The organism is Nocardioides phosphati (assembly GCF_014646375.1).
Lineage (GTDB): Bacteria > Actinomycetota > Actinomycetes > Propionibacteriales > Nocardioidaceae > Nocardioides > Nocardioides phosphati.
In genome coordinates this window covers 1-26,139 of record NZ_BMNI01000009.1, presented here as the reverse complement: position 1 = coordinate 26,139, position 26,139 = coordinate 1, and the positions used below count along the sequence as shown (strand labels likewise).

General features: G+C 71.3%; 30 protein-coding genes, 1 tRNA gene and 1 other RNA gene. 13 read left to right on the top strand and 19 right to left on the bottom strand.

Going from position 1 to position 26,139, the window contains the following annotated elements; genetic code table 11:
* Positions 1–22 precede the first annotated feature (22 nt).
* On the bottom strand, positions 23–1,366 hold the full coding sequence (glnA, locus tag IEX47_RS14830) for a type I glutamate--ammonia ligase (RefSeq protein WP_188784797.1): 1,344 nt from the start codon (positions 1,364–1,366) through the stop codon (positions 23–25).
* Positions 1,367–1,544: 178 nt separating this feature from the next.
* Here glnA and IEX47_RS14825 point away from each other — a divergent pair, with 178 nt between their 5' ends.
* The gene (locus tag IEX47_RS14825) at positions 1,545–1,991 is read left to right on the top strand and encodes a hypothetical protein (protein ID WP_188784796.1); all 447 of its coding nucleotides are present in this window, start codon (positions 1,545–1,547) and stop codon (positions 1,989–1,991) included.
* Between the two features lie 79 nt (positions 1,992–2,070).
* On the opposite strand, the gene IEX47_RS14820 is transcribed toward IEX47_RS14825, so the two are convergent.
* Positions 2,071–4,113, bottom strand: a complete 2,043-nt coding sequence (locus IEX47_RS14820) for an NAD(+) synthase (RefSeq protein WP_188784795.1) — start codon at positions 4,111–4,113, stop codon at positions 2,071–2,073.
* Positions 4,114–4,211: 98 nt separating this feature from the next.
* Between IEX47_RS14820 and IEX47_RS14815 the strand changes: the two genes are divergently transcribed.
* Both IEX47_RS14815 and panB read left to right on the top strand, forming a co-directional pair.
* Positions 4,212–5,681 (top strand): alpha/beta hydrolase, encoded by a 1,470-nt coding sequence (locus IEX47_RS14815; RefSeq protein ID WP_188784794.1) that lies wholly within the window; start codon positions 4,212–4,214, stop codon positions 5,679–5,681.
* 133 nt (positions 5,682–5,814) lie between these two features.
* On the top strand, positions 5,815–6,702 hold the full coding sequence (gene panB, locus IEX47_RS14810; RefSeq protein WP_188784793.1) for a 3-methyl-2-oxobutanoate hydroxymethyltransferase: 888 nt from the start codon (positions 5,815–5,817) through the stop codon (positions 6,700–6,702).
* A 40-nt stretch (positions 6,703–6,742) separates the two neighbouring features.
* Here the strand turns inward: panB and IEX47_RS14805 are convergent, their stop codons facing one another.
* From IEX47_RS14805 to IEX47_RS14780, 6 genes are all read right to left on the bottom strand, one after another.
* Positions 6,743–7,483: a hypothetical protein gene (locus IEX47_RS14805; protein WP_188784792.1), complete on the bottom strand. Its 741-nt coding sequence runs from the start codon at positions 7,481–7,483 to the stop codon at positions 6,743–6,745.
* Positions 7,480–8,121 carry a SatD family protein gene (locus IEX47_RS14800; RefSeq protein WP_188784791.1) on the bottom strand — a complete coding sequence of 214 codons (642 nt, stop codon included), beginning with the start codon at positions 8,119–8,121 and terminating at the stop codon, positions 7,480–7,482. The genes IEX47_RS14805 and IEX47_RS14800 overlap by 4 nt, the downstream gene beginning before the upstream one ends.
* A 55-nt stretch (positions 8,122–8,176) precedes the next feature.
* Entirely contained in the window at positions 8,177–8,659 is a 483-nt protein-coding gene (locus tag IEX47_RS14795; protein WP_188784790.1) for an SRPBCC family protein, read from the bottom strand.
* The gene (locus IEX47_RS14790; protein WP_188784789.1) at positions 8,656–9,006 is read right to left on the bottom strand and encodes an ArsR/SmtB family transcription factor; all 351 of its coding nucleotides are present in this window, start codon (positions 9,004–9,006) and stop codon (positions 8,656–8,658) included. Before IEX47_RS14790 ends, IEX47_RS14795 begins: the two co-directional genes overlap by 4 nt.
* 118 nt (positions 9,007–9,124) lie before the next feature.
* Complete coding sequence (locus IEX47_RS14785; protein WP_188784788.1) at positions 9,125–9,436, bottom strand: hypothetical protein; 312 nt, start codon at positions 9,434–9,436, stop codon at positions 9,125–9,127.
* The gene (locus IEX47_RS14780; protein WP_188784787.1) at positions 9,433–9,621 is read right to left on the bottom strand and encodes a hypothetical protein; all 189 of its coding nucleotides are present in this window, start codon (positions 9,619–9,621) and stop codon (positions 9,433–9,435) included. The genes IEX47_RS14785 and IEX47_RS14780 overlap by 4 nt, the downstream gene beginning before the upstream one ends.
* 22 nt (positions 9,622–9,643) lie before the next feature.
* Between IEX47_RS14780 and map the strand changes: the two genes are divergently transcribed.
* From map to IEX47_RS14755, 5 genes are all read left to right on the top strand, one after another.
* Positions 9,644–10,501 (top strand): type I methionyl aminopeptidase, encoded by an 858-nt coding sequence (map, locus tag IEX47_RS14775; RefSeq protein WP_188784786.1) that lies wholly within the window; start codon positions 9,644–9,646, stop codon positions 10,499–10,501.
* Between the two features lie 92 nt (positions 10,502–10,593).
* Positions 10,594–11,307 carry a L,D-transpeptidase family protein gene (locus IEX47_RS14770; RefSeq protein ID WP_188784785.1) on the top strand — a complete coding sequence of 238 codons (714 nt, stop codon included), beginning with the start codon at positions 10,594–10,596 and terminating at the stop codon, positions 11,305–11,307.
* 90 nt (positions 11,308–11,397) lie between these two features.
* Positions 11,398–12,990 (top strand): circularly permuted type 2 ATP-grasp protein, encoded by a 1,593-nt coding sequence (locus IEX47_RS14765; protein WP_188784784.1) that lies wholly within the window; start codon positions 11,398–11,400, stop codon positions 12,988–12,990.
* Positions 12,984–13,916 (top strand): alpha-E domain-containing protein, encoded by a 933-nt coding sequence (locus tag IEX47_RS14760; protein WP_188784783.1) that lies wholly within the window; start codon positions 12,984–12,986, stop codon positions 13,914–13,916. Before IEX47_RS14765 ends, IEX47_RS14760 begins: the two co-directional genes overlap by 7 nt.
* The gene (locus tag IEX47_RS14755; RefSeq protein ID WP_188784782.1) at positions 13,916–14,755 is read left to right on the top strand and encodes a transglutaminase family protein; all 840 of its coding nucleotides are present in this window, start codon (positions 13,916–13,918) and stop codon (positions 14,753–14,755) included. Before IEX47_RS14760 ends, IEX47_RS14755 begins: the two co-directional genes overlap by 1 nt.
* 10 nt (positions 14,756–14,765) lie before the next feature.
* On the opposite strand, the gene IEX47_RS14750 is transcribed toward IEX47_RS14755, so the two are convergent.
* From IEX47_RS14750 to IEX47_RS14740, 3 genes are all read right to left on the bottom strand, one after another.
* On the bottom strand, positions 14,766–15,194 hold the full coding sequence (locus tag IEX47_RS14750) for a tetratricopeptide repeat protein (protein ID WP_229662914.1): 429 nt from the start codon (positions 15,192–15,194) through the stop codon (positions 14,766–14,768).
* Positions 15,195–15,250: 56 nt separating this feature from the next.
* Positions 15,251–15,662: RNase P RNA component class A (gene rnpB, locus IEX47_RS14745), an RNA gene on the bottom strand.
* Between the two features lie 37 nt (positions 15,663–15,699).
* A complete protein-coding gene (locus IEX47_RS14740) occupies positions 15,700–17,148 on the bottom strand; it encodes an RNB domain-containing ribonuclease (protein WP_188784780.1) in 1,449 nt (482 codons plus the stop codon).
* Between the two features lie 56 nt (positions 17,149–17,204).
* Here IEX47_RS14740 and yaaA point away from each other — a divergent pair, with 56 nt between their 5' ends.
* The gene (yaaA, locus tag IEX47_RS14735) at positions 17,205–18,020 is read left to right on the top strand and encodes a peroxide stress protein YaaA (protein ID WP_188784779.1); all 816 of its coding nucleotides are present in this window, start codon (positions 17,205–17,207) and stop codon (positions 18,018–18,020) included.
* Positions 18,021–18,029: 9 nt separating this feature from the next.
* Here the strand turns inward: yaaA and IEX47_RS14730 are convergent, their stop codons facing one another.
* The 6 genes from IEX47_RS14730 to IEX47_RS14705 form a co-directional block, all read right to left on the bottom strand.
* Positions 18,030–18,773, bottom strand: a complete 744-nt coding sequence (locus tag IEX47_RS14730) for a histidine phosphatase family protein (RefSeq protein WP_188784778.1) — start codon at positions 18,771–18,773, stop codon at positions 18,030–18,032.
* Between the two features lie 5 nt (positions 18,774–18,778).
* A complete protein-coding gene (locus IEX47_RS14725) occupies positions 18,779–19,519 on the bottom strand; it encodes a zinc ribbon domain-containing protein (RefSeq protein WP_229662913.1) in 741 nt (246 codons plus the stop codon).
* A gap of 30 nt (positions 19,520–19,549) precedes the next feature.
* A complete protein-coding gene (locus IEX47_RS14720; RefSeq protein ID WP_188784777.1) occupies positions 19,550–20,671 on the bottom strand; it encodes a Nif3-like dinuclear metal center hexameric protein in 1,122 nt (373 codons plus the stop codon).
* Between the two features lie 23 nt (positions 20,672–20,694).
* Positions 20,695–21,450 carry a CHAD domain-containing protein gene (locus IEX47_RS14715; protein ID WP_188784776.1) on the bottom strand — a complete coding sequence of 252 codons (756 nt, stop codon included), beginning with the start codon at positions 21,448–21,450 and terminating at the stop codon, positions 20,695–20,697.
* 3 nt (positions 21,451–21,453) lie between these two features.
* Complete coding sequence (locus tag IEX47_RS14710; RefSeq protein ID WP_188784775.1) at positions 21,454–22,986, bottom strand: AMP-binding protein; 1,533 nt, start codon at positions 22,984–22,986, stop codon at positions 21,454–21,456.
* Positions 22,987–23,062: 76 nt separating this feature from the next.
* A tRNA-Val gene (locus IEX47_RS14705) sits at positions 23,063–23,126 on the bottom strand.
* Positions 23,127–23,195: 69 nt separating this feature from the next.
* Between IEX47_RS14705 and IEX47_RS14700 the strand changes: the two genes are divergently transcribed.
* On the top strand, positions 23,196–24,497 hold the full coding sequence (locus IEX47_RS14700; protein WP_188784774.1) for a tyrosine-type recombinase/integrase: 1,302 nt from the start codon (positions 23,196–23,198) through the stop codon (positions 24,495–24,497).
* Here the strand turns inward: IEX47_RS14700 and IEX47_RS14695 are convergent.
* Together IEX47_RS14695 and IEX47_RS14690 are read right to left on the bottom strand one after the other, a co-directional pair.
* Positions 24,479–24,637, bottom strand: coding sequence for a hypothetical protein (locus tag IEX47_RS14695; protein WP_188784773.1), 159 nt, complete (start codon positions 24,635–24,637; stop codon positions 24,479–24,481). The two genes, IEX47_RS14700 and IEX47_RS14695, sit on opposite strands and share 19 nt — an antisense overlap.
* Positions 24,638–24,939: 302 nt before the next feature.
* The gene (locus IEX47_RS14690) at positions 24,940–25,116 is read right to left on the bottom strand and encodes a hypothetical protein (RefSeq protein WP_188784772.1); all 177 of its coding nucleotides are present in this window, start codon (positions 25,114–25,116) and stop codon (positions 24,940–24,942) included.
* Positions 25,117–25,277: 161 nt separating this feature from the next.
* Here IEX47_RS14690 and IEX47_RS14685 point away from each other — a divergent pair, with 161 nt between their 5' ends.
* The 3 genes from IEX47_RS14685 to IEX47_RS14675 are packed head-to-tail and all read left to right on the top strand — an operon-like array spanning position 25,278 to position 26,007.
* Positions 25,278–25,517 (top strand): helix-turn-helix domain-containing protein, encoded by a 240-nt coding sequence (locus IEX47_RS14685; protein ID WP_188784771.1) that lies wholly within the window; start codon positions 25,278–25,280, stop codon positions 25,515–25,517.
* A complete protein-coding gene (locus tag IEX47_RS14680; protein ID WP_188784770.1) occupies positions 25,514–25,690 on the top strand; it encodes a hypothetical protein in 177 nt (58 codons plus the stop codon). Before IEX47_RS14685 ends, IEX47_RS14680 begins: the two co-directional genes overlap by 4 nt.
* On the top strand, positions 25,687–26,007 hold the full coding sequence (locus IEX47_RS14675) for a hypothetical protein (protein ID WP_188784769.1): 321 nt from the start codon (positions 25,687–25,689) through the stop codon (positions 26,005–26,007). Before IEX47_RS14680 ends, IEX47_RS14675 begins: the two co-directional genes overlap by 4 nt.
* Positions 26,008–26,139: the final 132 nt, after the last annotated feature.

Here is a 26,139-nt window from a genome sequence, read left to right as displayed (position 1 = left end):
ACCAACCTAGTGAGGGCGTGGATCAGAGGATCGGCAGCATCTGGTCGCGCTCGTACTGCGTGACCTGCGAGCGCCACTCCTCCCACTCCTTGCGCTTGTTGCGCAGGAAGAAGTCGTAGACGTGCTCGCCGAGGGTCTCGGCCAGCAGCTCCGACGACTCGGCGATCTCGATCGCCTCGGAGAGGTTCTTCGGGAGCGGCTTGATGCCGAGCGCGCGACGCTCGCGGTCGGACAGCGCCCACACGTCGTCCTCGGCCTCGCGCGGCAGCTCGTAGCCCTCCTCGATGCCCTTGAGGCCGGCGGCCAGGATCACCGCGAACGCGAGGTAGGGGTTGCAGGCCGGGTCGATCGTGCGGAGCTCGATGCGGGTCGACTGGCCCTTGTTGGGCTTGTACATCGGCACGCGGACCATGGCGGAGCGGTTGTTGTGCCCCCAGCAGATGTACGACGGGGCCTCGCCGCCGCTGACCAGCCGCTTGTAGGAGTTGACCCACTGGTTGGTCACGCAGGTGATCTCGGCGGCGTGGTGCAGGATGCCGGCGATGAAGCGGCGACCGGTCTCGGAGAGCTGGTACTCCGCGCCGGCCTCGTAGAACGCGTTCTGGTCGCCGTCGAAGAGCGACACGTGGGTGTGCATGCCGGAGCCGGGGTGCTCGCTGAACGGCTTGGGCATGAAGCTCGCCCAGATGCCCTGGCCCAGCGCGACCTCACGGATGACGGTGCGGAAGGTCATGATGTTGTCGGCCGTGCTCAGCGCGTCGGCGTAGCGGAGGTCGATCTCCTGCTGGCCGGGGCCGCCCTCGTGGTGGGAGAACTCCACCGAGATGCCCATCGCCTCGAGCATCGTGATCGCCTCGCGGCGGAAGTCGGCGCCGAAGGACTGCGCGGTGTGGTCGAAGTAGCCGCTGCGGTCGACCGGGCTCGGACGCTTGCCCTTCTGGTAGCTGTCCTTGAAGAGGTAGAACTCGATCTCGGGGTGCGTGTAGAAGGTGTAGCCCTTCTCCGCGGCCTTGCTGAGGGTCCGCTTGAGCACGTGCCGCGGGTCGGCGTACGACGGGGAGCCGTCGGGCATCTGGATGTCGCAGAACATGCGGGCGGTCGCGCGACCGTCGTCATGGCCGCGCCACGGCAGGATCTGGAACGTCGACGGGTCGGGCACGGCGAGCATGTCGGACTCGTGCACGCGGGCGAAGCCCTCGATTGCCGAGCCGTCGAACCCGATGCCCTCCTCGAAGGCGCCCTCGAGCTCCGCCGGGGCCACCGCGACGGACTTCAGCGAGCCCAGCACGTCGGTGAACCAGAGGCGCACGAACCGGACGTCGCGCTCTTCGAGTGCGCGGAGAACGAAGTCTTCCTGCTTGCCCATGGGCCACACCCTATTGCCTCGCCCCCACCCTGCGCGGGAGGCGGGTCGAGCAGTCCAGTGAAACGACGTCTGACCTGCAGAAATGCGGACTTTGGTCACCTTGTGACCAGCGCCTCACAGGTCTACCGTCGAAGTGAACCTCCCCAAGACCTGGGGAGCCCTCGAAAGGAACACAGTCATGGCACTCACCCACGCCATGCATGACATGCGCGACGAGATGCACGACCTGGCGCACATCGCCGAGGTCGACGGAGCACGCCAGGGTTACCTCGCCATGTGGGGCACGTTCATCGCGCTCCCGCTGCTCTACGGCCTCGACAAGTTCGCCGGCTTCATGAACGTCGCCTGGGGCGACTTCCTCGCCTCCTGGGTCCACGACGTCCTGCCGGGGAGCGGTGACACGGAGCTCTACACCCTCGGCGTCATCGAGCTCGGCATCGCTGCACTCGTCTTCTTCATGCCGCGCGTCGGTGGCGATGTCGCCGCGCTCTACATGGTCCTCTTCGCGGTCAACTTCTTCGCGATGAGCGGCATGGCGATCTTCGGCATCGGATCGCTCGCGCTGGCCTTCTGTGCCGTCGCGATGGCGCGCATGTCCACCACCTGGCACCACCACGACGGCTGAGCCTCCGGCTCGCTGCCTCCTTCTCGCAACAGTCACGCCGCCGGCCCGGATCCGACCCCGGACCGGCGGCTCGCTGCTGTCAGTCCCGCGGGACGTTCTCCAGCTCGGCGAGCCACGCCGTACGGCTGGCGTCCGACGGCATCCGCCAGTCGCCGCGCGGGCTCATCGTGCCGCCGGCGCTCACCTTCGGGCCGTTGGGCAGCGCCGAGCGCTTGAACTGGCTGGCGAAGAACTTCCGGATGAAGACGTCGAGCCACGTCCGGATCGTCGCCAGGTCGTACGCCGGCCGGTCGGCCGCCCCGAATCCCGGTGGCCACTCCCCTGCGTCGGCGTCCTTCCAGGCGTGCCAGGCCAGGAACGCGATGCGGCTGGGCCGCATGCCGTGGCGGAGCACGTGGAAGAGCGTGAAGTCCTGCAGGGCGTAGGGACCGGTCGAGTCCTCGGTCGCCTGCGGCTTGACGCCCTCCTCGGTGGGGATCAGCTCGGGCGTGATCTCCTGCGCGAGGATCTGGCCGAGCACCTCGTTGGCGTCGGGGGCGAACTCGCCGTGCGCGATGACCCAGCGGATCAGGTGCTGCACGAGGGTCTTCGGCACGCCCGCGTTGACGTTGTAGTGCGACATCTGGTCGCCGACGCCGTAGGTGCACCAGCCGAGGGCGAGCTCGGAGAGGTCACCGGTGCCGAGCACGATGCCACCGCGGTGGTTGGCGAGCCGGAAGAGGTAGTCGGTGCGCAGACCGGCCTGGACGTTCTCGAAGGTGACGTCGTAGACCTTCTCGCCCTCGCTGTAGGGGTGGTCGAGGTCGTCGAGCATCTGGCGCGCGGCCGGCTTGATGTCGATCTCCTGGAAGGTCACCCCGAGCGCGTTGCTCAGCCGCGTGGCGTAGGACTTGGTGGTGTCGCCGGTGGCGAAGCCCGGCATGGTGAAGGCGTGGATGTCGGTGCGGGGCCGGCCCAGCCGGTCCATCGCCTTGGCAGCCACGAGCAGCGCGTGGGTGGAATCGAGGCCGCCGCTGACGCCGATCACGATCTTGCTGTCGTGGCCGATCGCCCTGATCCGCTTCTCGAGCCCGGAGACCTGGATGTTGTAGGCCTCGTAGCAGTCGAGGTCGAGGCGGGCGACGTCGTCGGGCACGAACGGGTAGCGGTCGACCTTGCGGAGCAGCCCGATGTCACCGGTCGGCGGGTCGAGCGTGAACTCGATCGTGCGGAAGCTCGACGTCGTCGAGAGGCCGAGTCCGCGACGGTTGTCGTCGAACGTGCCCTGGCGCAGCCGCTCCTGGCGGAGCCGGTCGAGGTCGACGTCGACGACGGTGGCCCGGGGGCCCTCGGGGAAGCGCTCGGTCTCACCGAGCAGCTCGCCGAGCTCGTAGACCATCGTCTGGCCGTCCCAGCTGAGGTCCGTCGTCGACTCACCCTGGCCCGCCGCGCAGTAGAGGTACGCCGCGTTGCAGCGCGCGCTCGCGCTCTGCACGAGCAGCCGGCGCGACTCCGCGCGGCCGACCGTGATCGGGCTGGCGGAGAGGTTGGCCAGCACCGTCGCACCCGCGAGGGCAGCAGTCGCGCTCGGGGGCACCGGCACCCACATGTCCTCGCAGACCTCGACGTGGAGGACGAGGCCGTGGACGTCGGTGGCGGCGAAGAGCAGGTCGTTGCCGAGCGGCGCCTCCTGGCCCGCCACCCGGATCGTGCCCTTGCGGTCGTCGCCGGGAGCGAACCAGCGGCGCTCGTAGAACTCGCGGTACGTCGGCAGGTAGGACTTCGGCCCGACGCCGAGCACCGTGCCGTCGTGGATGACGACCGCGCAGTTGAGCACGCGGGTGCCGTCGGCGACCGGAGCACCCACCACGAGGACCGGGCGCAGCTCCCGGCTCGCCGCGACGAGGTCGGCCAGCGCGGCGTCGGTCGCCTCGAGCAGCGTGTCCTGCAGGAACAGGTCGTCGACGGCGTAGCCGGTGAGGCTGAGCTCGGGGAAGACCGCGACCCCCACGCCCTGCTCGTGCAGCGCACGCGCCTGCTCGAGGATCACCGCGGTGTTGGCAGCCGGGTCCGCGACGGTCACCGGCACGGTCACCGCCGCGACGCGCGCGAAGCCCTGGGCGTACGACGAGTAGAAGTCCACGGCCCCACTGTAGGGAACGGCGGGATGGCCGTCGCCGCCCTCCACAGGGCGGCGCCGCACCGGTTGCCGGGTCGCCCGTCCGGGCGCAACCTGCCCCCATGACCGGACTCCCCCCGCTGCCCGCCGCGCCGCCGCCCGCTCCTCCCGTCAGTCCTGTCGCGACCGCAGCCCGCACCTGGGTGGCGATGGCACGCGCCGTGAGCTCGGCAGGCGCTCGCACCACGCGCGTGCTCGACACCGCACGGAGCGGCTGGTCCGGCACCGCGGCCGACTCCGCCGCCGCGCGCGCCGACCGGCTCGGGCGGCTCGCTGCACACCGCGCTGACGCCGGCTTCGTCGGAGCCGCGGCCCTCGCCAGCTGGGCGTGTGCGCTGGAGCACCTCGCGACCGAGCGCTCCCGGCTCCTCGTCCGCAGTGACGCGGAGGCCGACGCACTCGCGCAGCTGGTCGCCCTGCCTGACGGCCGGCCGGACGCGCCCGCGATCCGCGCGGGCGCCTGGCGGCGCCACGACGACCTCGCTGCCGCGTGGCGGGGCTGGCAACGGGCGGTCGACCGGGCCGATGACGCGCTGGTCGAGGCGCTCGTCGAGGCACTGGCGGCCCGCCCGGCCCTCACGCACGAGCAGGCCCTCGACGCGGCGTACCGCGCGCTGCTGGCCCTCGACGACTCCGCCTCCGCCGACGCGACGCGTGCCGCCCTCGCGGACGGTGGCACCGACACCTTCCTCCTCGACTTCGACCCGTCCGCCTTCGACGGCGACGGCTCCGCCGTCATCGCGTACGGCGCACCCTCCGCCGCCGACCACGTGGCCGTCGTCGTCCCCGGGATGACGACGGACGCCAGGTCGATCGGCGAGGTCGGGGCGATGGCGCTGGCCGTCCGGGGCGCCACGCAGCTGCGAGCGCCGCACGACCGCACGTCGACCGTGGCCTGGGTCGGCTACGACGCGCCGGCCGACGACGACCTCCACCGCGGGCGGCTCGACCCGCGCGACCTCGCCGACACGATCCGTGTGGCCGGTCCGGGGGCGGCCGAGGAGGGCGGCCACGAGCTGCGGGACTTCGTCGCCGACGCCACCCGGCACGACCAGGACGTCACGGTGATCGGCCACAGCTACGGCTCCACGACCGCCGCCCACGCAGCCTCCGACGGCCTCGACGCCGACCGGCTGGTGCTGCTCGGCAGTCCCGGCGCCGGCGTCGACCGGGCGAGCGGGCTGCGACTGCCCACCTTCGTGGCGGCCAACGACCTCGACCCCGTCACCTGGATCGGCAGCCCCGAGGGCCACCACGCCGGCCCGCTCGGCCACGACCCGGCTGCACGGGACTTCGGCGCCACCCGGCTGCCGACCGACCACGTCGCGGCTCCGCACGTCGACCAGCCGGACGCGTTCGTGGCGATCCACTGCAGCTACCTCCTGCCGGGCTCGAGCACCCTCGCCGCAGTCGGCGACGTCGTCACGGACCACACGCCGCCGACCGTCCCCGCCCGCACGGCGACCGGCGCCGGACTCGCGGCCGACTGGCTGCTCGGGCAGGCGGCGTACGAGCTGACGAGCTGGCGGTGAGGCAGCCGCACGAAGGACACCCGATGACGTGACCGACCAGACATGCCGCCGGATGCCGCCACGGGTCTAGCCTTGCGAGTGCGTCCGGGGACTCCGTCAGGGAGCCTCGAGATTCACCCCAGGAGAGATCGCGATGAGCGAGCAGCAGTCCCCGTCCACCCCGGCAGTCAGCGGCGAGGTCGCCGCGCCGTACGGCACCGGCAGTGCGCCCGCAGCGGCCGCGCCGATCAAGCGGATCCGCACGCACCACCTCGCGGAGATGAAGCAGCGCGGCGAGAAGGTCACGATGCTGACCGCCTACGACATGTACACCGCGGAGATCTTCGACGAGGCCGGCATCGAGCTGCTGCTCGTGGGCGACTCGGCCTCCAACAACGTCCTCGGCAACGAGACCTCGCTCCCGATCACCGTCGACGAGCTGCTCCCCCTCACCCGCGCCGTCAGCAAGACCGCGAAGCGCGCGATGGTCGTCGGCGACCTGCCGTTCGGCAGCTACCAGGCCAGCCCCGAGCAGGCCTACCTGACCGCCGTCCGGTTCATGAAGGAGGGCGGCGCCCACTGCGTGAAGCTCGAGGGTGGCGCCGAGATGGCTCCGGTCATCACCAAGCTGGTCCAGGGCGGCATCCCGGTGATGGCCCACATCGGCTTCACCCCGCAGAGCGAGCACACCCTCGGCGGCTACCGGATCCAGGGCCGTGGCGCGGGCGCCGAGAAGGTCCTCGCCGACGCGCGCGCGGTCCAGGAGGCCGGCGCCTTCGCCGTCGTCATGGAGATGGTCCCGGCGGACGTCGCCGAGCAGGTCTCCAAGGAGCTCGACATCCTCACCATCGGCATCGGCGCCGGCGTCGGCTGCGACGGCCAGGTCCTCGTCTGGACCGACGCCTTCGGCATCCGCTCCGGTCGCATGCCGAAGTTCGTCAAGCAGTACGCCGACGTCCGGTCGGTCCTGCTCGAGGGCGCGAAGGCGTACGCCGCCGACGTCAAGGGCGGCACCTTCCCCGACGCCGAGCACTCGTTCTGAGCTGCGGTGCCTGCCGCTCGGGCGGCCAGGCCGGCACGGTCTAGGCGAGCAGGACGAGCGACGCGAGCGGCACCAGCCAGCTGACGAAGCTGCCGACGAGGAAGTACTCGGTGAGCTGGTGGATCCGCTCCTGCTCGCCCTTCGACTGCAGCTCCGGGAAGCGGAGCAGGCCCTTGGCCGCGATCACGATGCCGGCGGCGGTCAGCTCTCCGACGAGCCCGAGCCCGAAGATGACCAGGCGCTCCATGGGGCCGAGCAGGCGACCACCTTTGAGGCGCATCTCGGGGTCGCCGGACGTGCCGTGCTGCGCGGGCAGCACGGTGCCCGTGGCGGCGAGGACCAGCCGCACGACCACGTTGCCCGTCGAGAGCTGGACCAGCATCAACGCGACGAGCAGCAGGGCACGCTCGGGGCCGACGCCGTCGAGCAGTGGCCACGGCATGGCGTCGAGCCAGCGCTCGACCAGCCCGTCGGTCGGCGGCGAGGGAGCCAACGGCGCAGTCGCCACCGCGGCCGTGACGGTGACGGCGAGCACCGTGAGCGGCACCCAGGCACGCCCGCCCGCGGCGAACCCCCGGCTCACGGAGTAGCCCCACGCGAGCACAGCCACGATCACGAGGACCAGCGCAACGACGTCACGAGTCGAGGTCAGCCCCGCCAGCAGCGCGAGTGCCACGGCGGCGAGCGCGCCGACGCACTGGGGCACCACGTGGCGCTGCAGCACCGAGTGGGCCAGGTCGGTCACGGCCACACCGGTGAGCAGCAGGGCCAGCCAGGTCATCGCACCTCCTCGAGCAGCGCCTCGGCCGCGACCAGCGTCGCCAGGCCGTCGTTGCGCACGCGCTGGGAGACGGCCGATGCCGAGACTCCCTCGGCGGCGGCGATCTCCCCCTGCGTTCGCCCGTCCAGCAGACCACGGACCACCGACAGTGACCGGGGCGAGAGCGCGCCGATCACCTGGTCACGCAGGAGGAGCGCGGCGTTGACGGCCGCCTCCGAGGGGCCGGCCACCCCCTCCGCGCACCGGTACGCCGAGCGGGTCAGTCGCCGCCCCGGCCGCCCGGCCTCGTCGGCGGCTGTCTCGATCGCGGCACGAGCAGCCCACCAGCCCGGGCCGTCCTCGACCCGCGGCGACTCCTCGAGCACCGCGACCGGGCCCCAGCCGATGCCGAACCGCAGGTCGACGTCCGGGAGACCGGCCAGACGCAGCGCACGCACCGCCCGGAGCGCTGCGCCCACCTCGGCGAAGCAGCCCTGGAACTCGTCCCCGACCGTGATCCGCAGCGGCACGAGAGGGGCGGCGGCGTTCGCCTCGGCGAGCAGGCCCACCACGCGCGCGTGCAGTGCCGCCCGGCTGGCGGCGGACCTCGAGCCCACGACGTCGCCGATCACGGTCGCCACGGGCTGCTGGGTCTCCATGTGAAGACAATACCTTCATTTCACGACAATGAAGTCATGCGCTTCAGAAGAGCACTCAAGCGAGGAGCTCGTCCAGCTGCTCGTAGCCCTCGATGATCCCCGACTCCATGCCGGCGGCGATCATCCGGTCGCGTGCCTCGACGCTCTCCCCGACCGAGACCGCGTGCAGCCGGGATCGGCCGCCGTCGAGCTCCTCGAGGGTGAGGATCTCCAGGGAGACGCTGTCGGGCGCGCCCTCCCAGGTGAAGGTCTGGACGATTCGCTCACCGGGCCGCACCTCGTGGAACGAGCCGAAGAACGTCGCGACCTCCTCGCCGTCACGCTCGGCGACGTAGCGCCAGCGCCCTCCGGTCGAGCAGTCCCAGTCGATGACGCGCGTGGCGATCGAGCGCGGCCCGACCCACTGCGCGAAGAGGCGCGGGTCGGCATGGGCCCGGAAGACGGCCTCCGCGGGCGCGTCGAACTCGCGGGTGATCTCGATGGTCGGCAGCCCCTCAGGGGCCTCGATCGCGGTCTCGTGGTGCACGACGGTGCTCATGACACATCTCGCTCTCGGTCGTCGGATCCGGTCAGGTTCCCCAGCACGGCATCGAGGCGGGCGTAGCGCTCCTCCGCCTCGCGGCGGTAGCGCTCGATCCACTTCGTCATCAGGTCGAAGACGTCCGCCTCGAGGTGCACCGGACGCCGGCGCCCCTTCTGCGAACGCGTGACCAGGCCAGCCTCCTCGAGCACCTTCAGGTGCTTGGAGACGGCCTGCAGGCTCATCGCGTACGGCGCGCCCAGCTCGCCGGGGGTCGCGTCGCCGTCCGCGGCAAGACGGGCCACCAGGTCACGCCGGGTGGGGTCTGCCAGGGCCGCGAACGCCTTCGACAGCTGGTCCGTCACAACGCCTCCTCGATCAACCGACTGGTTGATGATCAGTCAACGCCCGACGTGGCCAATTGTCAACCTTCTGGTTGCACAACTTCTGCCGCCCCGGCGGACGGGGTCCGGGGCCCAGCGGTCAGGCGGTCCAGTGGAAGAGGAGTGCGCCGAGGTTCACGAGACCGAACCACAGCAGCACCGACACCACCGGGAGCAGCGCCACGCGGCGCGGGTGCGGCGTCCACCAGCGGAAGCCGAGCAGGAGCAGCCCGCCCCACAGGGCGAGCAGGACGGCGACCGCCCACGGCGGCACGAGCAGGCCGGAGGCAGCGTTCAGGAAGAAGGTGCAGGCCATTCCGGCCATGCCGACGAACGGCCACGGCGAGATCTTCTCCGCGACCGGCTGGCCGCGGCGTGGGGTCGCCTCCCGCGACTCCCCCGCGGCGCTCACCCCTCGTCGTTCCACTCGGGGTCGTTGTCCCATGCCTCGTTGCGCTCGGCGACCTTCTCCAGTGCGCGGGCCGCCTCGGCCTCGGTCGGGTAGGGACCGAGCCGGTCGTTGGCGCGGCAGCCCGCGCCGGGCTCCACCGTGTGGTGCTTGAGGCAGAACCAGTACTCCGCGTCGTTCTCGCTCATAGCGCGAACCTACACTCAGCACATGCCCGTCGCAGCCCCTGTCGCGCCCGGAACGATCTCCCCGCGCCGCCCCGTTCCCGCCTCGATCCCGCGGCCGGAGTACGTCGACAAGCCGGCCCCGGCGAAGTTCACCGGCTCCGAGGTCAAGGACGCCGAGACGATCGAGAAGATGCGCGTCGCCGGCCGCCTCGCCGCCCAGGCGCGCGAGCTCGTGGGCGCCGCGATCGTGCCCGGCGTGACGACCGACGAGCTCGACCGGATCGGGCACGAGTTCCTCTGCGACCACGGCGCCTACCCCTCGACGCTGGGCTACCGCGGCTTCCCCAAGTCGCTCTGCTCGAGCGTCAACGAGGTGATCTGCCACGGCATCCCCGACAGCCGCGTCGTCGAGGACGGCGACATCGTCAACATCGACATCACGGCGTACCTCGACGGGGTCCACGGCGACACCAACGCGACGTTCCTCGCGGGCGACGTCGACGAGGAGTCGCGGCTGCTGGTCGAGCGCACGCGCGAGGCGCTGCAGCGCGGGATCAACGCGGTGAAGCCGGGCCGCCGCACGAGCGTGATCGGCCGGGTCATCGAGTCCTACGCCAAGCGCTTCGGCTACGGCGTCGTCCGTGACTTCACCGGCCACGGCATCGGCACGTCGTTCCACAGCGGGCTGATCATCCCCCACTACGACCAGGACCACTACGACGACCTGATCCAGGTGGGCATGACGTTCACCATCGAGCCGATGCTCAACCTCGGCACGCAGGACTACACGATGTGGCCCGACAACTGGACGGTCGTGACCCGCGACCTCAAGCGCAGCGCGCAGTTCGAGCACACGCTGCTCGTCACCGCCGACGGCGCGGAGATCCTCACCAACCCCTGAGGCCGGGATCGGTCGAGGAATTTCCCTGTAGGACGCAACCTCGAGGGCCTCGAGCGCGTCTCACGGATGACCCCTCATCCTGGAGGCCCACCATGGCGCACCTCGGCTCCACCTTCGTCGTACTCCTGAGCAGCACGCTCGCCCTCGGCGGCTTCGTCGCCACCGCTCCCCCGGCAGCTGCCGCGCGGACCGTGAGCGTCGCGCAGCGGCTCCTGGACGACGCGGGCTGCGACGCCGGCACGGTCGACGGCGCGTTCGGCACACGCACGAAGGCGGCGGTCATCAAGTTCCAGGCCGCCAACTGGCTGGCCCAGACCGGCAGCCTCGACAGTGGCACGTGGACGAAGCTCGAGGCCGCGAAGAAGGTCCGCTGCGACCGCCGGCCCGTCCCTGCCTCGGGCAGCGGGAAGCGGATCGTCGTGTCACGGACGCAGAACTACGTCTGGCTGGTCCGCGCCGACGGCACCGTCCGCTGGCAGGGCGGGATCATCGACAACCCCCGCGTCTTCTCCGCCCGCACCTACCGCAGCGGATCAGACTGCGGACGCCCCGCGCACGTCCGGTGGAACACCGACTACTCCAGGACGCTCTGGCTCGAGCACTACACGCGGATCCAGACCGGACTGTGCGGCGTCGGCTTCCACCGCGTGCCGGAGTACAAGTCCAGCGGCAGCCAGATCCACCCCGACTGGTACCTCGGCACGAACCTCAAGGAGTCGCACGGCTGCATCCGCGTCAGCGGCCGCACGGCGACGGAGATCTGGGACTTCACGCAGAGCTCCGTGCCGGTCGTCTTCAAGCCCTGAGCAGACGATTGCGCGTGGTGCGTCACTGTCCCCTCTGGTAGACACGTCGTTGCAACAGCGCCGAAATCGGGAGGCCCTACGTTGCTCGACATGCAGGGCCCCTTCAGCGGATACACACCAGGCGCGGCGTACGACGAGATGTTCGGCGTCGACGGCGCACGCTTGCCGTACGCCGGCCTCCGGACCGCCTTCGGCGACCTCACCGACGTCGAGCTGAAGGCGCGCGTGGAGGCGCTGCGCACCGGCTACCTCGACCAGGGCGTCACCTTCGACATCGGCGGCGAGGAACGGGCCTTCCCGCTCGACATCCTGCCGCGGGTGATCGAGGCCGACGCCTGGGCGCACGTCGACGCCGGGGTGCAGCAGCGGGTCAAGGTCCTCGAGATGTTCCTCGCCGACGTCTACGACGCCGGGCGGGTGTTCGAGGACGGCGTGATCCCCCGCGCGGTGATCACCACCTCGAGTCACTTCCACCGCGCTGCCGCCGGCATCGAGCCGCCCAACGGCGTACGCGTGCAGGTGTCGGGCATCGACCTGGTCCGCGACGAGGACGGCGAGTTCCGCGTGCTCGAGGACAACGTCCGCGTGCCCTCGGGTGTCTCCTACGTGCTGACCAACCGGCGTGCGATCTCGGCGGCGCTGCCCGAGGCGTTCGGCCGCCACCGGATCCGCTCGGTCGCCTCCTACCCGCAGCGGCTGCTGGCCGCCCTGCGCGCCGCAGCGCCGGCGGGCGTGCCCGACCCGACCGTCGTCGTGCTGACGCCCGGTGTCTACAACGGCGCCTACTTCGAGCACGCCCTCCTGGCCCGGCGCATGGGCGTCGAGCTGGTCGAGGGCCGTGACCTCGTGTGCCTGCGCGGCCGCATCCTGATGCGGACGACGCAGGGCCTCGCGCCGGTGCACGTGATCTACCGCCGCGTCGACGACGAGTTCCTCGACCCGGTGCACTTCCGCGGCGACTCCATGCTCGGCTGCCCGGGGCTGGTCAACGCCGCCCGCGCCGGCAACGTCACCATCGCCAACGCGATCGGCAACGGCGTCGCCGACGACAAGCTCGTCTACACGTACCTGCCCGACCTGATCCGCTACTACCTCCACGAGGAGCCGATCCTGCGCAACGTCGACACGTGGCGGGTCGGCGACGCCGTCGCCCGCGAGGAGGTGCTCGACCGCCTCGACGAGCTGGTGGTCAAGCCGGTCGACGGCTCGGGCGGCAAGGGCATCGTGATCGGGCCTGCGGCCACCCGCCAGGAGCTCGACGAGCTCCGCGAGCGGATCCTCGCCGACCCCCGGTCGTGGATCGCCCAGCCGGTGATCCAGCTCAGCACCGTCCCGACGTACGCCGACGGCCACATGGCCCCGCGTCACGTCGACCTGCGCCCGTTCGCGGTCAACGACGGCGACCAGGTCTGGGTACTCCCCGGCGGCCTGACCCGCGTCGCGATGGCCGAGGGCGAGCTGATCGTGAACTCCTCGCGCGGCGGCGGCTCCAAGGACACCTGGGTGCTGGCCGATCCCGACCAGCCTGCAGTGGTAGCGAGCGCGACGATCGAGCGCTCCGTGGCGCCCGCGGTGCACCAGCCCGACGGCGTACCCCTCGAAGGCGGGCCGGGCACCGGGGTGGGCCTGCACGAACAGCAGCAACAACAACAGCAGCAGAGCGGGGAGGCGAGGACATGCTGAGCCGGATCGCCGAGTCGCTCTTCTGGATCGGCCGCTACATCGAGCGCGCCGAGGACACGGCGCGCATCCTGGACGTGCAGCTCCAGCTGATGCTCGAGGACTCCTCCGTCGACGAGTCCGCCACCTGTCGCACGCTCCTGTCGATCATGGGCGTCGAGGCCCCCGAAGGCCCGGTCACCACCCGCACCGTCCTCGAGATGCTGGCCTGGGACCCGAAGAGCCCCGCATCGATCGCCTCGACGCTCGGTGCCGCTCGTGAGAGCGCACGCCGGGCCCGCGAGACCCTCTCCGAGCCGCTGTGGGAGTCGATCAACACGACCTGGCGGGCGATCCCGTCAGGACGGTTCCGCACCCTGCGACCGGCCGGTGTCTTCGGCTGGGTCCAGGACCGGGCAGCACTGGTCAACGGCATGGCGGACGCGACGATGACCCGCGACGCGGGCTGGCAGTTCCTCGTCCTCGGGCGCTCCATCGAGCGCGCCGACATGACCGCACGGCTGGTCGCCACGGCCGCACTCGCCTCCTCGGGCAGCGGCGCCGCGTGGACCGCGACGCTGCGCGCGTGCGGTGGCTACGAGGCCTTCCTGCGGACCTACCGCGGGCTCGAGACCGACCGTGAGGCGGCGGAGTTCCTGCTCCTCGACCGCCTCTTCCCGCGCTCGATCGTGCATGCGCTGAGCCGTGCCGAGCTCTGCCTGACGAACCTCGAGTCGGGCGGCCAGCGGGCGGGCTTCCAGAACGACGCGCAGCGGCTGATCGGCCGCACACGCGCGAACCTCGAGTACCGCGCGCTCGCCGACCTGGTCGTCGACCTGCCGCACCAGATGGAGCTGCTGCAGCAGACGTGCGCAGCGACCACCCAGGCGGTCGACCGCCGCTACTTCGCAGGAGCCGAGGCCCGCGCCTGGCTGGGAGGGCGGGTCTGATGCAGCTCCGGATCGTGCACACCACCGGCTACCGCTACGACGCGGGCGCCACCGCGTCGTACAACGAGGCCCGGCTGACTCCGGCGACGTCGGCCGAGCAGATCGTCGTCCACGCGCGCCTCGACATCCAGCCGACGCCGTGGACGTGGGCCTACCGCGACTACTTCGGCACGCAGGTGACGTCGTTCGAGGTCACCGACCCCCACGACTCCCTGCGGGTCACCTCGGTGGCCACCGTCCACACCAACCGGGCGCCTTCGCCGCCCCCGGCCCTGGCCTGGTCGGAGATCCTCGACGAGCGGGTCGCCGACGAGCAGTGCGAGTACCTCGCAGGCGACCCCCTCGTCGACCCGCCTGCCGACCTCGTTGCCCGGGTCCGCGCCATCGCCGACCGGGCCGCTCGGCCCGGCAACGCGGCGCGCGAGATCTGCTCGCTCATCCACGACGAGATGACCTACCAGCCGGGCTCGACCGACGTCCTCACGACGGCCGAGGCGGCGTGGGAGCAGCGGGCTGGCGTCTGCCAGGACCTGGCCCACCTCGTCGTCGGCGCGCTGCGCAGCATCGGCATCCCCGCCCGCTACGTCTCCGGCTACCTCCACCCGGACAAGGAGCCGATGATCGGCACCGCCGTCACCGGGGAGTCGCACGCCTGGGTCGAGTGGTGGGACGCCGGGTGGCGCGGCTTCGACCCGACCAACGACGAGCACGTCGGCGACCGGCACGTGATGCTGGCGGCGGGCCGCGACTACCGTGACGTGCGCCCGCTCGGCGGCGTCTACTCCGGCGCCGGCGCCTCGACGATGTTCGTCGACGTGCAGGTCACGCGGCTCTCCTGAGCGCGGACGGTCACAGCCCCATCAGGCGACGCTCGACGCGCAGGACGGCCGCCTCGTGCTCGGGGTCGCCGGTCATCGCGGCGGCCAGGCGCAGGTGCGGCAGCGCATCGTTGAAGCGGCTCTGGCGCTCCAGCGCCCGGCCGAGCGCGTGCCGCGCCCACTCGTCGTCCGGGACCTCCTCCACAAGCCTGCGGAGCTCGGCCTCGGCCTTCTGGAGCTGGGCCCGGAGCAGGTAGGCCCACGCGCGCAGCGAGCGCAGCCCGCGGTTGGCGGGCTCGTCCTCGAGGGCAGCGTCGACGAGCTCCAGCGCCTTCGCCGGCTCGCGCCGGACCAGCAGGTCGTACGCCGCGCCGTACGCGCGCTCGGGGGCCAGCTGCCCCGGGAAGATCAGGGCTGGCGCCTGCATCTCGAACTTGTCGATCTCGAACTGCTCGTCCACGCGGCCTCCAACGCCGTCGGGGTGCGTTCTCATCCCCAGCCTGCCACGGTGGTGGGCGGAAGGGCTGGCTCATAGGCCGGGTTCTGTTCCCCGGCCGGCCTCACGACCGACCGGCTGGCGACCATCCATCTAGGCCTGCCGTTGCCGACAGGCTCGAGCGCTCTACCCGCATGCTCGGGCGGGCCGCCCTCTGCTCGACGCTGCGCGCCTCGCACACATGCTGTTTGAGCTTGCTCCGGGTGGGGTTTACCTAGCTACGCCGGTCACCCGGCGTACTGGTGGTCTCTTGCACCACCGTTTCACCCTTACCCCCGGACCGATCGAGATCGGGCCGGAGGCGGTCTGTTCTCTGTGGCACTGTCCCGCGGGTCACCCCGGGTCGCTGTTGGCGACCACCCTGCCCTGTGGAGCCCGGACCTTCCTCGGCCGCTCCCCGAGGGGAGCGAACGCGGTCGCCCGGCCAGCCCTTCCGCAGGCCCGAGTGTAGGGCACCCGGCCCGCGGGCTCAGGCCGTGAAGGTGACGCGACGCTTGGCGGGGTCGGCCTCGGTCAGCCGGACGCTGACTTCCTGCCCGAGCGGGAGGCTCGCGGTGCCGGTCACGTCGGCCTCGACCGCCGGCTCGGCGAGCGTGACCCGCCCGCGGGTGGGCTGCTTCTCGTCGATGTCGACGACCACGGCGCTGAAGCTCTCCCCCACGTGCGGTGCGAGGACGCCGGCCTCGACGAGGTCGACGACGCCGCGCTCGTAGGCGCTCGCCCGGCGACCCGACTCGCGCATCGTCTCCGGCACGACCTCGAGCTTCTCGATCACCCACTCCGGCACGGGCTGGCCGGCGCACAGCGCCACGCAGCACTCGAGGGCGTAGCGGTCGACGAGACGGCGCAGCGGCGCGGTGACGTGGGCGTACTCCGCTGCGATCGCGCTGTGCCGCGTCTGCTCCGGCTTCGTGCCGTTGAAGCCGACGTAGCCCGCGCCACGGAGCAGGCGCGTGCACGCGTTGGCCATCGCCGCATGGACCGGCTTCGTCGGGTCGAGCGTGCGCACGAACGCCGGGTAGTCGAGACCCTCGGGCCAGTCGACCTTGAGCGCCTGCGCCGTACGCCGGAGCCGCGCGACGTCGCGGGGGTCGGGGTCGGGAAGCGTGCGGAGGATGCCGACGCCGCCGTCGAGCATGATCTTCGCGGCGGCCATGCCGGTGAGGAGCGAGATCTGGGCGTTCCACTGCTCGACCGGTGCCTGGGCGCGGAACTCCAGCCGCCAGGTGTCGCCGTCGATGTCGATCTCCTGCTCTGGGATCGGCAGGGTGACGCCTCCGCGCTTCGCCTCGAGGGCCAGACGCAGCTCGCCGACCTCCTTGAGCAGGCCGAAGACGGGGTCGGCCTTGCCGGCGTCGAGCTCGCCCTGCACGCCGTTGTAGGACAGCTTCGCGCGGGACTTCACGAGCGCGCGCTCGACCTTGGCGTCGGTCTGGTTGCCGTCGGCGTCGAGGGTGACGGTCCAGAGCAGCGCCGGGCGCACCTGGTCGGGGAGCAGGGAGCCGGCTGCCTCGGAGATCGCCGTCGGGTGCAGCGGGACCTTGTCGTCGGCGCCGTAGAGCGTCTCGCCACGGCGGTTCGCCTCGAGGTCGACGGGGTCACCGGCCGTGATGAAGGCAGCCAGGTCCGCGATCGCGTAGTGCACGACGTAGCCGCCGCCTGCGTCGACGCGCTCGATGTGCAGCGCTTGGTCGAGGTCCATCGAGCCCTCGGGGTCGATGGTCACCAGCGGCACGTCGGTGCGGTCGAGCGTGGGCAGCCGCGGGTGCGCGGCCGCCTGCGCGGCCGCCGCGTCGACGTCCGGCGGGAAGGCGGGCGTGACGCCCAGCTCCGCCTGCAGGGCAGCGACTCCCTCGCGGAGCGTGGCCGCGGCCACACCGTCGGAGACTGAATGGACCCGGACCACGCGCTTCGCCATGTCCAGCACCTTAGCCAGTCGGGGTTTCGGGACCCGTGCGGCCTTAGCCTTGGGGCGTGTTGATCCTGCTTCCCCCGAGCGAGGGCAAGGCCGCGCCCCGACGCGGAAAGCCGCTCGACCTCGCCTCCCTCGGCTCCCCCGCGCTGACGCCTGCGCGGTCCCAGGTGCTCGACGCGCTCGTCGAGCTGTGCGACGTCGGGCGCGACCCCTCGGTCCCGACGCAGAACGCCGTGCTCCTCTCGCACGCGGCCGCCACCCTCGGCCTCGGGCCCTCGCAGAGCGACCTGGTGCACGCCAACGCCGCCCTGCGGACGGCCGCCACTGCGCGCGCTGACCGGATCTACACCGGCGTCCTCTACGACGCGCTCGACTTCGCCACGCTCTCCCCCGCCGCCAAGCGCCGCGCCACCGCCCGGGTCGGCATCGCCTCGTCGCTCTTCGGCATGGTCCGGCCGGGCGACGCGATCCCGGCGTACCGGCTTTCCGGCGACGTCACGCTGCCCGGCCTCGGCCCCGTCGCCGGGGTCTGGCGCGAGGCGCTCGAGCCGGTGATGCGCGAGGCCCTCGGCAAGGGACTCCTCGTCGACCTCCGGTCCGGCATGTACGCCGCGTTCTGGCGCCCGCCGGCCGACCTCGCGCCGCAGGTGGCCACCGTCCGGGTGCTCCACGAGCACAACGGCCAGCGGAAGGTCGTGTCGCACTTCAACAAGGCGACGAAGGGGCGGATCGTCCGCGCCGTGCTCGAGCACGGTGGCGCGCCGCGGACGCCGGACGGCTTCGCGGACCTGCTCGTCGAGCTCGGCTGGGACGTCGAGGTGCACGCGCCCACCAAGAAGGGCACCCAGCTCGACGTGGTCGTCTCCGAGCTCTGACCGCCGGGGTCAGAGGGGGAACGCGCCGTCCCAGTGCGCACCGGGCGTCACGTTGAAGAGCCGCATCGACGCCATCGGCTGGTCGCCGTCGGCACCGCCCAGGAACCACGAGAGCATCGTGATCGACGCCGGCTGGAGCTCCATCCGGTAGAGCGAGTCGAGCGGCGCGCCGAGCGCGTGCGCGACCAGGGTCTTGATAGGCGTGACGTGCGAGACCAGCGCGATCGTGCGCCCCGCGTGGGCCGAGATCACCCGCGTCAGCCCGTCGAGCACGCGCGCCTCGACCTGGCGGAAGGACTCGCCCCCACCGGGCGGGTGATCAAGGTCGCCCATCCACTTCTGCAGGTCCTCGGGGTGCTGCTCGGAGACCTCCATGAAGGTGAGCCCGTCCCAGCGGCCGAACTCCATCTCGGCGAACCCGTCGTCGACGAGGACCTCGTCCTTGCCGAGCACCTCGGCGACGATCTCGGCCGACTCGAGCGTGCGGCGTACGGGTGAGGAGATGACGACGTCGATCTGTTCGGCGACGGTGGCCAGCCACTCGGCGGTCTCGCGGACGTGACGGCGCCCGAGGTCGTTGAGCGGCGGGTTGGCCGAGGCGAGGCCGCCGGAGAAGCGCTTGTCGGTGGTGTGGTCGGTCTCGCCGTGGCGGACCAGGATGATCCGCGTGGGTGCCATGCCGGGCTGGCCCCACCCGCGCGCGGGTGCGCTCGAGGTGGAGCCGTCGAGACCAGCCGCGTTGCCGCCGGACATCTGCGTCAGATGCCCGACTCGGAGGTGCGGACCAGGATCCGGTCGCACTCGGGGCAGCGGAGCACCTCGTCAGCGGGCGCCTTCGCGAGGACGGCGAGGTCGCCGGCGTTGAGGTTGAGCTGGCAGCCGCCACACGTGCGGGCACGCAGCGCCGCGGCGCCGATCCCGCGGGACTCGTGGAGCCGGTCGTAGAGCGCGAGCAGCGGCGCGTCGACACCGTTGACGGCCTCCGCACGGCGACGACGGGCCCCGTCGAGCTCGCGCTCGATCGAGACCGACTTCTCCGCGCGACGGGCCTCGAGCTCCTCGCGGCGCGAGACCGAGTCGGCGACCTCGGCCTCCGCCCTGTCGAGCTCCATCTGCGCGGCCTCGAGCATCTCCATGACCTCGAGCTCCTCGTCCTCGAGGACGCCGATGCGGCGCTCGAGCGACTCCAGCTCGTGGGTCATCGCCTGGATCTGCTTCGGGTCGGTGATCACGCCCTGCTCGAGCCGGCTGCGGTCGCGCTCGCGGCGGGTCTTGACCTGCTCGACGTCGGCGTCGGCCTTCTTCTGCTCCTTGGTCAGGTCGTCGACGCGGATCTTCGCGTCGCGCATCCGGTTGGTGCGCTCGCTCTCCTCGTCGGCCAGCGCGGCCAGCGCGGCGATCTCCGGCAGCGACTTCAGCTGGTGGGTCAGCTGCGCGATGCGGGCGTCAAGCTCCGCGACGTCGAGAAGCTGTGCCTGGATGGCGGGGTCGGCCTTCACCGGGTACTCCTGGGTTGAGTTGTCGAGAGATCAGAGGCGCGTCGTCCACGGATCCGTGCGGATCGCGCTGACGCGGGTCTCCACCGTATCGCCCAACGCCTCCTGCACCTTGCCGCTGACCACCGGGAGCCACGTCGACTCCGCTGCCCAGTGCGACACGTCGACCAGCGCCGGTCCCCCGGCCTCGACGAACTCCGACGCGCGGTGGTGCCGCAGGTCCGAGGTGACGTAGACGTCGACGTCGGATCCGGCCAGCTGGTCGAGCAGGAAGTCGCCCGCACCGCCACACACCGCCACGCGCTTCACCTCGCGCTCGGGGTCGCCGGCGACCCGGATCCCGCCGACGGTCTCCGGAAGGGCTGCGACCACGAGCTCCGCGAACGCCGCCAGCGACATCGGCGCGATCGTGCCGCGGCGTCCGGTGCCCGTGCTGGCCACACCGGGGTCGGCCATCTCCACGAGGTTGTACGCCGGCTCCTCGTACGGGTGGGCGGCGATCATCGCCTGCACCACCGCCGTACGCCGCGAGCGCGGGAGCACGACCTCGATCCGCTCCTCCGGCACGACCTCGAGCGTGCCGACCGTGCCGATCGCGGGGTCCGCGCCCTCGAGCGGCCGGAAACGTCCCTCGCCGGAGCTCTGCCACGAGCAGTGGTCGTAGTGGCCGAGCGCACCGGCGCCCGCCTCCGCCATCGCAGCGCGCACCGGCGGAGCTGCGTCGGCCGGAACGTAGACGATCAGGCGGTCGTAGGAGGCGCTCGCGGCGGGGACGATCGGCGCGAGGTCGTCGAGACCGAGGGCCTTCGCCATGGCCTCCGAGACGCCGTCCTCGGCCTGGTCGGCGTTGGTGTGGGCGGTGAGCAGCGCGCAGCCCGCCTTGATCAGCGTCGCTGCCGTGCGGCCCTTCGGGGTGGTGGCCGGGAAGCCGGTGACCGGCTTGAGGAAGAGCGGGTGGTGCACGACGAGCAGGTCCGCGCCCCACTCGGCTGCCTCCTGCGCGACCTCGAGCGTCGGGTCGACGGCGAAGAGGACCTTGCGGACCGGCTGCTCCGGGTCGCCGAGCACGAGGCCCACGGCGTCCCACGAGTCGGCCGTCGCCGGCGGATACCAGGTGTGCAGCAGGGACACGACGTCACCGAGGGTCTGGCTCATGCGCCCAGCCTAGAGACACGTGGTCAGGGCAGGTCCGCCAGCAGGTCGGCCGCCGCCGCCTCGAGTCGTACGGCGAGCTGCCGGGCGTCGGGCTGCACCGCCGGCAGGACGGGCGCGGCCAGCACCCACTGCGCCGCCACCACGAGGTCGTGGTGCGCCCCGAGGACCCGTTGGACCTCGCGGAACTGCCCGGCCGCGTCGTCGTCGCCCACCGCCTCCGCCGCGTAGCGGGCGCGCTTGGCGGCCTTGCGGGCGTCGTGCAGCGCCTCGGGGTCGCCGCCCGCGGCGGCGAGCCGGTGCTCGGCCCGCCGGGCCGCGTGGGCCGCGCGCTTGCGGACGCTCCCATCGCCGGCCGGGGCCGAGAGCACCGCCGCGAAGCGCCGGGGGAGCTCGTCGTGGTCCTCGGCCGCCAGCAGCGCGACCGTCTCGCGCCACCCTGCCTCGAGGTCGGCCTGGAGACGGGCGCTGAGCCAGGCCCGCAGGCCGGCCGGCGTCCCGTCGTCCTCGCGCGCCCACTGGCCGGCCAGGACCTCGACGAGGACCTCGTGGTCGCGCACCGTCCCGAGCCGGCGGGCGTGCGCGACGAGCGCCGCGTCGAGCTGCCGGCGCGCGCCTGTGTCGAAGCAGGGAGCGAACGTGCGCAGCGTGCTGCGGGCCCGGCGTACGGCGACGCGGGAGGGGTGCACGCCGGAGCGGTCGGCGGCGGCGAGCAGCCGCGACCCCTCGAGCAGCGCGTCCTGCTGCTCGGCGAGGTACCTGCGGATCCGGCCTGCTCCCACGGCTCAGTTCACCGCGCGGTCGCGCCCCTCCCAGTACGGCGCGCGCAGCTTGAACTTCTGCAGCTTGCCGGTCGCGGTGCGGTCGAGCGCGTCGCGGAACTCGACGGACGTCGGCGCCTTGTAGCCGGCCAGTCGCTGCTTGCACCACGCGATCAGCTCGGCCTCGTCGGCAGCGCCGTCCGGAGTGCGTACGACGAGTGCCTTGATCGTCTCGCCCCACTTCTCGCTCGGTACGCCGATCACCGCGACCTCGGCGACGTCCGGGTGCGAGAAGAGGCAGTCCTCGACCTCGATCGAGGAGACGTTCTCGCCGCCGGTGATGATCACGTCCTTCTTGCGGTCGCTGATCGTCACGTAGCCCTCGTCGTCGAGCGAGCCGCCGTCGCCCGTGTGGAACCACCCGTCGACCAGCGCGTCCGCGCTCGCCTCCGGCTGCTCCCAGTAACCGTCGAGCACGTGGTTGCCGCGGGCGAGCACCTCGCCCTCGCGGTCGACGCGGACCCGCATGCCGATCACGGGAGCACCGGCGCGGACCAGCTTCGCCGCGCGCTCCTCCGGGGACAGGTCGTCCCACTCGTGGCGGGTGCGGTTGACGGTCATCAGGGGCGAGGTCTCGGTGAGCCCGTAGATCTGGATGAACTCCCACCCGAGCTCGCGCTCCATCCGCGCGATCGTCTTCGTCGGCGGCGGCGCACCGGCGACGACCACCCGAACGCGGTCACGACCCGGCACCTCGCCCTCCCATGCGGGCAGCGCGTCGAGCACGGCGTTGATGACCGCCGGCGCTGCACACATCAGCGACACTCCGTGGTCGCGCACCCTCCGCAGGATCTCCGGGCCGTCGACCTTGCGGAGCACGACCTGCTTGACGCCGAGGCCCGTGCAGATGAACGGCATCGTCCAGCCGTTGGCGTGGAACATCGGCAGCGTGTGGAGGTAGACGTCGCGGTCGCTCAGCCCCATGTGCAGGCCGCTGACGACGGTGTTCGTCCAGATGTTGCGGTGGGTGATCTGGACGCCCTTCGGCCGCGCGGTCGTGCCGGAGGTGTAGTTGATCGTCGCGGTCGCGGACTCGTCAGGCTCCCAGGCCTTGGGCTCCGCCCCCGGCGGCGCGTAGAGCTCCTCGTCACGGCCCAGCACGAAGCGGTGCTCGGCCGTCACGTCGGCGAGCGCCTCGTCGAGCTCGGGGTCGACGAAGAGCACGCGCGCACCCGAGTGCTCGACGATGTAGGCGACCTCGTCGCGCGAGAGCCGGAAGTTGACCGGCACCAGCACGCGTCCCCACCCGGCGACGCCGAAGAACGACGTCAGCAGGCGGGCGCTGTTCTGCGAGACCACGGCCACGCGGTCACCCGGCGCGATGCCCAGCTCGTCGAGCCGGGCCGCCTGGCGGCGGGCCAGGTCGGCGACCTCGCGCCAGGTCAGCTCCCCCAGGGGGGACGCCGGCTGGTCGGGCTCGTCGACCACGCCGACGCGGTCGGCGTACACGGTCTCGGCGCGGTCGAGGAAGTCACGGACGCTGAAGGCGACGTTCATGGTCCGACTCTGGCACGGCCTCCGACAGCCTGGCGAGAGGCACGTCGCCCAACGGCACGTACGCCGCGACGAACGGTGGGCGCGGAGGGGTTCGAACCCCCGACCGTCCGGGTGTAAACCGGACGGTAGACCAGACATCTGAGCGTGGCTACCAATACAACGTTAGCCATACGTTAGCCTAAGCATGAGAAGACGAGACGAGGACCAACATGGCGAACCAGCGACGACCCCGCGGCACCGGCAGCATCTACCAGCGCGCCTCAGACGGCATGTGGTGCGTCACCGTCGAGCTCGACAAGGCCGCTGACGGCAAGCGCCGACGCAAGGTCATCGTCCGCGCCAAGAGGTCTGATGCCGTCCGCGCACTGCGGGAAGCCGCCAAGTCCTCAGCAGCCGGAACGTTGCGCGTCGGCGTCCCCACGCTCAACGACTGGGCGAAGGTCTGGTGGTCCGACTACGCGCCCGAAGAGATCAAGGTGACGCGCTGGTCCGGCTACCGGACCGAGATCAACCGCTACATCCTCCCCCGCCTAGGACGCATGCGCCTGGACAAGATCGGCGCCGACGCCATCACCGACTGGCACCGCTGGCTGACCTCCCCCGCGCCCGACGGGCTGGGTCTGTCGAAGCGCACCGCGCAGGGTGCCCACTCCACCTTGTCGTCGCTGCTGCAATACGCCGTGGTGCGCGAGAAGATCTCCCGCAACCCCGCCCGCGTGCACAAGGCGCCGAAGTCCGCCAAGAAGTCGCGCGCGTACATGACGTCCGCCGAGGCGCGCTCCGTGCTCGACGCACACACACCCGACGACGGCACGGTGCCCCAGACGCTCGCCATGCTCGCCACGTCACTGTGGATCGGCGTTCGGCCCTCCGAGCTGCTGGGCCTCACCCGTGACTGCATCGACCTCGAGTCCGGCGCCATCGAGATCTCGTGGCAGGCACAGACCCTTACTGCCGAGCATGGCTGCGGCGAGTCCGGTGAGGACGAGGTCTATCCGTGCGGCAAGCAGCGGGCTGCATACTGCCCCAAGAAGGTCGTGCAGATCCCGGAGCACACCGAAGCGCGGCACCTCGACGGCATGACCTACCTCGTGCGCCCCAAGACTTCAACGTCGTGGCGTGCATTCACGATGCCCGAGCCCCTGCGCCTCACCTTGCAGATCTTCCTTGCCGCCTGCCCGCCCGGAATCGAAGGACTCATCTTCCATCGCTCGACGGGCGGCATGGGCAAAGGCAAGGATGGTCGCCCGATCAGCCTGTCCGAGTGGGACAAGCGGTGGAAGGCAGCCCTCGCCGCGGTCAACATCGAAGGACCCACGCCCCACAGCGCCCGGAAGACCTGTAACACGATCCTGCGCGACCTCGACGTCCCAGCCGATGTCCGCAAGCTGATCCTCGGTCACGCCTCCGAGGACGTGAACGAGAAGGTCTATACCCACACGTCCGACGCGAGGGTCAACGCCGCCATGACTGCGATCGGGCGCGAGTTGGGTCAGTCGCCGAAGGGGTGATCGCGCACGTACTTCTCCAACGCGCGGCGGATGACTGCCGCTAGTGTCTCGCCGCGATCGGCTGCGACCCGCTGTGCCGCCCGCCAGAGTTCGTCCGGCACCCGCACGACGCGGTTCGGAGTCTTCGGCTGATTGGGCACGCCGCGACGCTAGAGCGAGGTGCATATGCACCCGACCGGGTTACGCCGCCCTAGTCCCTTTGGGTCATACAGCCTGTTACTCCGTGCGCGTGTCGGGCGTCACGCCTAGGGTCCTAGACATGAGGGAGCAGGTAAGCCGCGCAGTCCGGGACGGCATGCGAGTGCACAAGGTCGGCCTTGGCCGCTTGGCGCAGATGATCGGCCTCGCGCCCGCCGCACTGGCCGAATTGCTCCGATGCGAGGCACCGTGGAGCGTGGACGTCATGCACCGAGTGGCGACCGCGCTCGGCACGAGTGTGTGGTCACTGATTCCGGGTGATTCGCTGACCCAACTCGGCCCACAGTCGGCCCGACGACCATCCGAGCAGGCGGGCCACGGCGTCTAGAACGTCGGTGTCGATCGGCCGCACGCCTCCCGTGCGCTCGGACACGAACGCCTGGGATCGACCCATCTCGCGGGCGATCATCATCTGAGTCACGTGACCCTCGTGCATCACGTCGCGGAGGTGACTCGCGAGGGTCCGCGAGAACTCACTAGCGGCGTCCTGTGGCTTGACCATGCCCACGAAAGTATCGGATATCTGAACTTTTTGTCCATAGGTGCTTGCATCGTTATCGGATATCCGATAGAACTACAGCCATGGAAGAGCCCAGTAGCCGGGAAGCGGTCGCCGCCGAAGTGCGCGCCGCGATGGCCCGACAGCAGATGACCCAGGTCGCACTCGCGGGCAAGGTCGACATGTCTCGCGTCGCACTCGCCGACCGACTGTCGGCCCGTCGCCCGTTCGCAGTGGACGAGCTCTACCGCATTGCGGACGCGCTCAACGTCTCCGTCTGGTCACTCGTGCCGGCGGTCGCGGTTTCGGACGGCGCCGCATGATCTCGTTCACCATCGAGTCGGCATCCAAGGCCACCCACATCGGGCAGGACCGGATCCGTGAAGCGATCCAGCAGCACAACCTCATCGCGCACTACGTCGGCACCAAGGCGATCATCCTCGCCGGCGACCTTGCGGAGTGGATCGAGACGCTGCCAACGGAGCGCGCGTCATGAGTGCCGCTCCCCCGGGCCTCGCGCCCACCTTGGAGGCTGCCCCCGAGCACATCGGGCGGGCCGGGAATCTCCCCCGGCAGATCCGCGACGAGGTCGCGCGCCGTTTCATGGCTGACTTCGGCATGACGGGTGCGCAGGCTGTTCGTTGGGCGCGCACGTTCCTCAATGACCAGTGTGTCGCTGATGAGCATGACCGCATCGACATGAGTCGTGAGGCCCTGGCGCGGTTCATGGCTGAGGCGCCGAACAACGTGCGGCGCGGCGAGTGTGGTTACGCGAGGTCGGTTCGCAAGCCGCGTGGTCAGGAAGCGCGATGAGCACGGTGGAAACGGTGACCATCGCCCTTGACCCCGACTGGACTGTCTGCCGAGTGGAGTCCAGCAGAGTGGTGTACGACGTCCTGAGTGAGCGCGTGCCTCCAACGTAGGCGCGGCCACCGGGTGAATCCT

What these genes read in the sequence shown, in the direction of transcription:
- IEX47_RS14720 (WP_188784777.1), bottom strand. Translation starts at nt 20,671, where the DNA reads ATGAGCCAGACCCTCGGTGACGTCGTGTCCCTGCTGCACACCTGGTAT.
- IEX47_RS14710 (WP_188784775.1), bottom strand. Translation starts at nt 22,986, where the DNA reads ATGAACGTCGCCTTCAGCGTCCGTGACTTCCTCGACCGCGCCGAGACC.
- IEX47_RS14800 (WP_188784791.1), bottom strand. Translation starts at nt 8,121, where the DNA reads ATGGAGACCCAGCAGCCCGTGGCGACCGTGATCGGCGACGTCGTGGGC.
- IEX47_RS14770 (WP_188784785.1), top strand. Translation starts at nt 10,594, where the DNA reads ATGGCGCACCTCGGCTCCACCTTCGTCGTACTCCTGAGCAGCACGCTC.
- IEX47_RS14825 (WP_188784796.1), top strand. Translation starts at nt 1,545, where the DNA reads ATGGCACTCACCCACGCCATGCATGACATGCGCGACGAGATGCACGAC.
- IEX47_RS14700 (WP_188784774.1), top strand. Translation starts at nt 23,196, where the DNA reads ATGGCGAACCAGCGACGACCCCGCGGCACCGGCAGCATCTACCAGCGC.
- map (WP_188784786.1), top strand. Translation starts at nt 9,644, where the DNA reads ATGCCCGTCGCAGCCCCTGTCGCGCCCGGAACGATCTCCCCGCGCCGC.
- IEX47_RS14755 (WP_188784782.1), top strand. Translation starts at nt 13,916, where the DNA reads ATGCAGCTCCGGATCGTGCACACCACCGGCTACCGCTACGACGCGGGC.
- IEX47_RS14685 (WP_188784771.1), top strand. Translation starts at nt 25,278, where the DNA reads ATGGAAGAGCCCAGTAGCCGGGAAGCGGTCGCCGCCGAAGTGCGCGCC.
- IEX47_RS14765 (WP_188784784.1), top strand. Translation starts at nt 11,398, where the DNA reads ATGCAGGGCCCCTTCAGCGGATACACACCAGGCGCGGCGTACGACGAG.
- IEX47_RS14730 (WP_188784778.1), bottom strand. Translation starts at nt 18,773, where the DNA reads ATGTCCGGCGGCAACGCGGCTGGTCTCGACGGCTCCACCTCGAGCGCA.
- IEX47_RS14815 (WP_188784794.1), top strand. Translation starts at nt 4,212, where the DNA reads ATGACCGGACTCCCCCCGCTGCCCGCCGCGCCGCCGCCCGCTCCTCCC.
- IEX47_RS14740 (WP_188784780.1), bottom strand. Translation starts at nt 17,148, where the DNA reads ATGGCGAAGCGCGTGGTCCGGGTCCATTCAGTCTCCGACGGTGTGGCC.
- IEX47_RS14780 (WP_188784787.1), bottom strand. Translation starts at nt 9,621, where the DNA reads ATGAGCGAGAACGACGCGGAGTACTGGTTCTGCCTCAAGCACCACACG.
- panB (WP_188784793.1), top strand. Translation starts at nt 5,815, where the DNA reads ATGAGCGAGCAGCAGTCCCCGTCCACCCCGGCAGTCAGCGGCGAGGTC.
- glnA (WP_188784797.1), bottom strand. Translation starts at nt 1,366, where the DNA reads ATGGGCAAGCAGGAAGACTTCGTTCTCCGCGCACTCGAAGAGCGCGAC.
- IEX47_RS14680 (WP_188784770.1), top strand. Translation starts at nt 25,514, where the DNA reads ATGATCTCGTTCACCATCGAGTCGGCATCCAAGGCCACCCACATCGGG.
- IEX47_RS14805 (WP_188784792.1), bottom strand. Translation starts at nt 7,483, where the DNA reads ATGACCTGGCTGGCCCTGCTGCTCACCGGTGTGGCCGTGACCGACCTG.
- IEX47_RS14795 (WP_188784790.1), bottom strand. Translation starts at nt 8,659, where the DNA reads ATGAGCACCGTCGTGCACCACGAGACCGCGATCGAGGCCCCTGAGGGG.
- IEX47_RS14760 (WP_188784783.1), top strand. Translation starts at nt 12,984, where the DNA reads ATGCTGAGCCGGATCGCCGAGTCGCTCTTCTGGATCGGCCGCTACATC.
- IEX47_RS14675 (WP_188784769.1), top strand. Translation starts at nt 25,687, where the DNA reads ATGAGTGCCGCTCCCCCGGGCCTCGCGCCCACCTTGGAGGCTGCCCCC.